The organism is Alkanindiges hydrocarboniclasticus (genome assembly GCF_001982605.1).
Lineage (GTDB): Bacteria > Pseudomonadota > Gammaproteobacteria > Pseudomonadales > Moraxellaceae > Alkanindiges > Alkanindiges hydrocarboniclasticus.
In genome coordinates this window covers 1-7,172 of record NZ_MLCN01000080.1, presented here as the reverse complement: position 1 = coordinate 7,172, position 7,172 = coordinate 1, and the positions used below count along the sequence as shown (strand labels likewise).

The 7,172-nt window shown below is 38.5% G+C and carries 4 protein-coding genes and 2 pseudogenes; 2 read left to right on the top strand and 4 right to left on the bottom strand.

Translation table 11 applies throughout. The features are described from left to right. Window positions 1–8: 8 nt before the first annotated feature. Window positions 9–263: pseudogene (locus BKE30_RS15560) on the bottom strand (transposase); the annotation flags it as partial. Window positions 264–593: 330 nt separating this feature from the next. Here BKE30_RS15560 and BKE30_RS15555 point away from each other — a divergent pair. After that, complete coding sequence (locus BKE30_RS15555; protein WP_076879463.1) at window positions 594–2,678, top strand: TonB-dependent receptor family protein; 2,085 nt, start codon at window positions 594–596, stop codon at window positions 2,676–2,678. 104 nt (window positions 2,679–2,782) lie between these two features. Here BKE30_RS15555 and BKE30_RS15550 read toward each other — a convergent pair whose 3' ends face one another. From BKE30_RS15550 to BKE30_RS15540, 3 genes are all read right to left on the bottom strand, one after another. After that, window positions 2,783–4,414 carry an ABC transporter permease gene (locus BKE30_RS15550; RefSeq protein ID WP_076879462.1) on the bottom strand — a complete coding sequence of 544 codons (1,632 nt, stop codon included), beginning with the start codon at window positions 4,412–4,414 and terminating at the stop codon, window positions 2,783–2,785. Between the two features lie 87 nt (window positions 4,415–4,501). After that, entirely contained in the window at window positions 4,502–5,518 is a 1,017-nt protein-coding gene (locus BKE30_RS15545) for an extracellular solute-binding protein (RefSeq protein ID WP_076879461.1), read from the bottom strand. A 40-nt stretch (window positions 5,519–5,558) separates the two neighbouring features. Beyond that, window positions 5,559–6,659, bottom strand: coding sequence for an ABC transporter ATP-binding protein (locus BKE30_RS15540; protein ID WP_076879460.1), 1,101 nt, complete (start codon window positions 6,657–6,659; stop codon window positions 5,559–5,561). Window positions 6,660–6,909: 250 nt separating this feature from the next. Here BKE30_RS15540 and BKE30_RS15535 point away from each other — a divergent pair. Further along, a pseudogene (locus BKE30_RS15535) lies at window positions 6,910–7,164 on the top strand (transposase); the annotation flags it as partial. Between the last annotated feature and the right edge of the window lie 8 nt (window positions 7,165–7,172).

Genomic DNA, 7,172 nt, shown 5'->3' with positions numbered 1-7,172 from the left:
GCTGCTCATCCGCAAAGTTTAATCAGACTTTGCACAAAGCCAGTAACCATACGTAAAGACAGACGAAATAAGGATTTAATCATTAAGCAGCATTGGATGGCTGCGTCGGAGTAGGTTTGATTTCGCCCTTGTTTGCCTTTTGATGGCGCATACCATTGCGTAGCAGGATCAAACTAAATGGCAATATTTCCGCGACTCATAAGTGCTCGGTTATATGCGGGCCAATTGGTTGTGCGGTAGATTTTGTGTGTAGGCTTCTTCATTTGAAAATTATATCGCTGAAAAACCCTTTACAGATAGGTTTGTGCAACAAAGCCCTTGTAGAAGGACAGTTTAGTGAAATAAAGAAAGTCTTTTAAGCTTTAATCAATCTCCTAGAAATATTTCTAGGAGATTGATTACGTACTCATTAAAGAAAAATAGGCAATAGCCTATCATTTTATTTTGAATAGAAAATATCAATCACCAAGATAATTCTCATTTAGGGTGATTGAATTGATAATTGTTTTCATTTGCATTATAATTACGAGGTTTTTTAAGGTTATTTTAAGTTTAATCTGAATTTCAATCTGGTGATTGATTATAGGGGTCACATGAAAAAGTATTTATTTGTTAAAAATCAAATTGGTATGAGTGGTCTGCTGTTCTGTGGTTTTGCACCAATGCTTTATGCTGCTACTGAACAAACTCAACAAATTGTTGTATTACCTACGATTCAAGTGATTGGCTCACAAGAGGATTCAATTTCAAAAATTCCAGGTGCAGCGGTAATTGTAAGCCAAGAGCAAATTCAACAATTCACTCCAAACTCTACAGAAGAAATTTTAAAACGCGTATCAGGTGTGTATGTTAAACCTGAAGAGGAGTCAGCAATTGTTGGCAACATTGGTATGCGAGGAATTAGTTCGGCTGATTACAAAACACTTATTCTAGAAGATGGTGTGCCTGTTGCGCCGGGTTTATTTGTTGGAAATGGTCGTTATTACAATCCACGTATTCAACGTATGGATAGCATTGAAGTTCTTAAGGGATCTTCTGCGTTGCGTTATGGACCTATGAATATTGGTGGTGTAGTAAATTATCGTACTAAACAACCTAAAGATGGTGCTCTTGTTGATCTATCAATTGGATCTTGGGATACCTATAAGACAACTGTTGAATTAGGTGGCAGTTCTCCAACGAAAGATAGCAATGTCGGAGCGATTTTAAGCTGGGCGAAAAGTGACGGTTTCATGGATAAAAGCTATGAAATGAAAGATGCCGTTATCAAAGCAGGTACAGCTATCGGTGATAATCAATGGGTTGGCGTTAAATTTACTCATTATGAAAATGATGCCAATATTTCATATCGTGGTCAGTTCTTGGGTGAGTATCAAGCCAAGAAACAGAATAATCCTGCTCCTGATGACTGGTTGTTAACAGAGCGTAATTCTTTTGATATCAATCATCGTTGGGATATTAATGCAGATACTGAACTTCAAACATTGCTGTATTGGAGTGAAATGAATCGTGATTATTGGCGCTATGGCGTGAATGCTACAGCTTCACAAGCTGCAGGTCGTTGGATTTATACTGATAATGTAAGTGGCTTTAATCGTGCTTTTGAACGTATTGGAGCGGAAACTCGTCTGATTGCAAAAAATACTATTTTTAATATTCCTGGTGAAGCTGAGATTGGCTTGCGCGTGATGAATGAGAAAATGGATGACGTTACGATTAATGCAACTCGAGCTACACCACGCACAGGTACAACAGCAAAAGATACTAAAGATTCTGCGAAGAGTGTTGCTTTGTATGCTCAAAACCGTTTCGATATTTCAGATCAATTATCCGTAACGCCTGGTGTCCGTGTTGAACGCTATGAACAGCAACGTGATGATAAACAAAAGAATGAAACAGTTAAAACTTCAAATACCGAAGTAATGCCCGGATTAGGTGTTACCTACCAATTCATTCCAGCTGTTCAGCTTTACGCTAGTGTCTACAAGGCATTCTCACCAGCACTAAATGGTGACTCACTCAGTGGAATGAAAGATCAAAAACTAGATGCAGAAACTGCGGTAAGTTGGGAGTTGGGTTTAAGAGGTCAGCAAGATGCAGTTCGTTACGAGTTAACTGCTTTCCGTATGGACTTTGACAATCAAATTATTCCAGCTAACAGTAACTCAGATTTCCAATCGACCAATGGTGGTAAAACATACAACCAAGGGCTTGAAGGTGCTGTAAGTTTAGAGTTTGAGAATGGTTTCGATGTGTTTGCTAATCTTACATGGATTGCAAATGCTGAGTTCAAAGGCGATCGTTACAACAAAAATGGTTCACTAAAATCAAAAGATGGTGACCGTGTACCATATACACCTGAATGGGTGGCAAATCTTGGGGTAGGTTATACCTATGCAGGTTTGCGTAGTCAGTTGAGTGCAAACTATACAGGTTCTCAGTTTACTGATGAATTAAATACCAAACCGATTGTTGAGAATACTTCAGGATTCTTTACTGGAAAAATCGATGCTTACACGACTGTCGATTTAACAACTCGCTATACCTTGAATGATCAAGTTGAGTTTTATGGCGCAGTTAAAAACTTAGAGGACAAACGTTATATCGCGAGTTTACGTCAAGGGATTTATGTTGGTCCTGAGCGTTCATTTGAAGCCGGTGTTCGTTATCGTTTCTAATCGATGATTCGGTAGACATAGAAAAATGGGTTGTATTGATTAAATACAACCCTTTCTTATTTGTGGACTATATAGCAGAATTCGCTATATCGCTAAAATCTTATTTATTTGTTTAAAACTTTACTCATACGAGCAAGCAGAATGACAGGGATCAAACCCACTAAAATAATTAATAATGCTGCAATTGCTCCATCTTCATATGTTCCTCTTGAGGCTTCAGCATATAACTGAGTTGCGAGGGTTTCCATATTCAAAGGTCGAAGTAACAAGGTGGCAGGCAATTCTTTCATGCAATCCACAAAAATAAGCAATGCCGCAGAGATGATTGCAGGGCGGAGTAGTGGAAGATGAACTTCTTTTAATATTAAAAATTGATTTCGGCCTAAATTTTGAGCTGCATCATCAAATACGCCATGGATACGATTATATCCAGACTCTATTCCACCAATTGCGATTGCAAGAAAGCGTACACTGTATGCATAAATGAGGGTAAAAGTTGTTCCTAAAAAGAGCAAGCCTGTGTGAATTCCTAATTTAAATTCAAGAAAATCAGCTACCGCATGATCAATTTTTCCAAGTGATAACATAAGACCAATGGCCAACACAGTTCCAGGTATTGCATAACCTAAACTGGCAATTCGGCTAAACCATGTAATTTGGCTAAAGCGTGCTGCACTGACAATAAAGAATCCAATTGCAATTGTGATCACAGTAGCAACTGTAGCTAAAAATAAAGTGTTGATTGATGCTTGTAATAAATAGTCTGAAAAACCTGCATACTTGAAACGCTTATAAGATTCCACCAATAAATGGATGAACGGAATGAGGAAACCAATGCTGATAGTAATCAATCCAAGTATTAAACATAAACCAGCTTTTGTGCCACTGAGTTGTTGTGCTGGCATCAATCGACTACGTTGAGCAGAGTTCATATAGCGTTGTTTGCGTCTACCCAGTCTTTCAATAACAACCAATAAAGTAATAATGATCAACATGAAAATCGCGATTTGTGCAGCACTAGCGAGATCGGATTGATTTGTCCATGTTGAATAGATCGACAAAGTTAGGGTTTTGACGCCTAAAAACTCGGTTGCACCGATGTCATTGATGGTTTCCATCAAAGCTAAACTAGCCCCCACAGCGATTGCTGGACGAGCTAAAGGAATCGCTACTCGAAAAAAAACTTGGTTCGGGTTGAGTCCTAAACTGCGTGCAACTTCAATCAAGCTAGCTGATTGCATGAGAAACATTGCACGTGTGCTTAAATAGACATAGGGATATAAGACAAAACTTAATAGAAAAATACAGCCCCAAACAGAGCGAATATTCGGAAACCAAGCAGGTTGAGATTCCCAACCAAAGTTAGCTGCTAGAAAGCTTTGTACTGGGCCGATAGGATGCAAAATATCGATATAGCTATAAGCGATGATATATGTTGGTATTGCAAGGGGAAGCAGTAGAGCCCAATCTAAAAAAGCTCGACCTCTAAACTGATATGCGGTTACTAACCATGCGCTACCAGTCCCGATTAAAATCGTGAGTAGACCAACACCAAATAATAAAATACTGGTATCAACCAAAGTAGGGGGCAGAACATACTGAATCAGATGCCCAAAAATATCACTATTACCCTGAATTGCTGTTAAAACCAATGCAATAACAGGCAAGCAAGCAAGTAAGGTCAATACCCCACTGAGCGATGTAAATAAATTAAAGTGATGCTTATTTTTGGTCATTAGAGATTAAGAAACTATTGAGGAGCAGGTTTAAGAAGTTTGATTGGACAGGTCAAAACAAAATGGATGACCTGCCCATAAAATCACTTAGTGATTAAATTGAACTTTATCGACTAACAGATTTGCTGCTTTACGATATTTTGCAATTTCACTCAGACGGACGTTATCAATATTTAACTTTCCGAAACTTGCGATAATTGGATCAATCTTCACACCAGATTTTACTGGATACTCATAACCACTTTGTGCATAGATTGCTTGTGCATGATCTGAAGATAAGAATTCCAATAATTGAACTGCTTCTTTACGGTTTGGTGCATATTTTGCTACAGCTGCACCTGATACATTGATATGCGTTCCACCATTTTTAAAGCGAGGTAATACAACATTAATTGCATTGCCCCAACGTTGTTGCTCAGCATCACCATTACGCATTGTTCCTACGTAGTAGGTATTTGCAACACCGATATCACAAATTTTACCGAGAATATCACGTGCAACATCACGATCACCACCACTCGCTGGGCGAGCTAAATTTGCTTTGATACCACGTAACCATTGCTCAGTTGCTTTTTCGCCGTGATGAGCAATATAGGATGCAATTAGCCATGTGTTATAAGGATGGCTACCAGAGCGGATACAAATCTTGCCTTTCCATTTTGGATTTGCGAGATCTTCATAACTGATGGCTTTTAGTGGTGTACGTTCTTTAGAAACATATACTGCACGAGCACGCATAGATAGCGCATACCAATGACCATTGGCTGCACGTAAGTTACCTGGAATCGCGGTATTTAAAACTTTAGAGTTCACTCGTTGAGTTAAACCATTTTCAACCAAATCAACCAAATTACCGAAATCAACGGTCAGCATGACGTCTGCAGGTGAGCGGCGACCTTCAGTTTTAACACGTTCCAGCATTCCATCTTTGATAAAAACAGTGTTTACTTTAATACCTGTTTTTTGATTGAACTCTTCTAAGAGTGGTTGAATTAACACAGGTTCGCGAGTGGTATAGAGATTGACCTCAGCGGCATTTACCAAACCACTGCTGAGTGCGACAAGACTAACTGAAAGCGCATGAAGTTTTATTCGTTGGTTCATTTTTGATCCCTAAAGAAGAAACTTGAATAATAAATACTAGTTAAGTGGATGATTGATGGGTTTCGATTGAATCATTGGCTTCATAAAAGAAACACTGAGATAAATCTAACGATAGGTAGACGGTGTCTGCTTGGTCGTAATGTTGAGAATATTCAACATAAGCAATTAACACTTTATCTTCTGCCTCGATTTTTAATTTAAGTAGTTGTGAATAGCCTAAGAAGTTCGACGAAATAATTTTAGCAGCTAGACTATTTTCAGTTTTTATCCGATTAACACGTAATTGATGGGGTCTAAAATAGCAACGAATCTCGTTATTACTCGTCAAATGTTTTGGAATCGCAATATTTCCAAAAATCGTATGCAATTGTTGATCTTGTATTTGAGTTTTTATTTCATTCAAATCGGAAAAATAACGTGCCGCAAAAAGTGTTTTCGGTTGGAAGTAAAGCTGCTTGGGCGTACCACTTTGAATGATTTTACCTTGATGCATCAAAATAATCTGATCAGCAATTTGAAGTGCTTCTTCAGGATCATGAGTCACAATGATAGTGGTGGTTGAAGTCTGTTTTAAAATTTCAATAGTACTTTGTCGAATTTGATCACGTAAACGATGATCCAAATTCGAAAATGGTTCATCCATAAGCAAGACATGAGGTTTAGGTGCGAGTGCACGAGCTAAAGCAACACGCTGTTGCTCACCACCAGATAAAGTATGTGGATAGCTATGAATATGATGCGACATAGAGACATGCTTTAACGCATTTTCAGCAATAGATTGACGCTCGTGCTTCGGGATTTTTTTCAATCCAAACATCACATTTTCCAACACGCTCAAATGTGGAAAGAGAGCATAGTCTTGAAATACAAAACCGATATTGCGTTCTTCAGCTTGAACTTGTTGATATGGGTCCCATAGAACTTTTCTTTCTAGCTGAATAGAACCCTCAGTAGGAGTCTCTAGACCTGCGATTAGACGTAGCATGGTTGTCTTGCCACAACCAGAATGTCCCAGCAGGCAAATAATCTGACCACTTTGAGCAGACCATGATGCTTGATTTACAGCAAAACGCTCACCGAATTTTTTGCTAAGCTTTTGAATGGTTAAGACATTAGCCAACGTTACGGTATGAGCATTCATGGTCAATTCACAGGAATAATTCTTGCCCAAATAATAACTGATAATTCTTCTCAAGTGGAGTTTTTTTGAAGGAATGGGAGCGTGTTTATTGGGTCTATTTTAATAAACTCAAAGGTAGAATGATTTAACTTGAATAAGTAATTATTTAATTAAATATTAGATATTTAACTGGCTAATAAATAAAGTATTTAGTGAGGGCTTTGTTGCACAAACCTATCTGTAAAGGGTTTTTCAGCGATATAATTTTCAAATGAAGAAGCCTACACACAAAATCTACCGCACAACCAATTGGCCCGCATATAACCGAGCACTCATGAGTCGCGGAAATATTGCCATTTGGTTTGATCCTGCTACGCAATGGTATGCTCCGTCCATCGGTAAACAAGGGCGAAATCAAACCTACTCCGACGCAGCCATCCAATGCTGCTTAATGATTAAATCCTTATTCCGTCTGTCTTTACGTATGGTCACTGGCTTTGTGCAAAGTCTGATTAAACTTTGCGGATGAGCAGC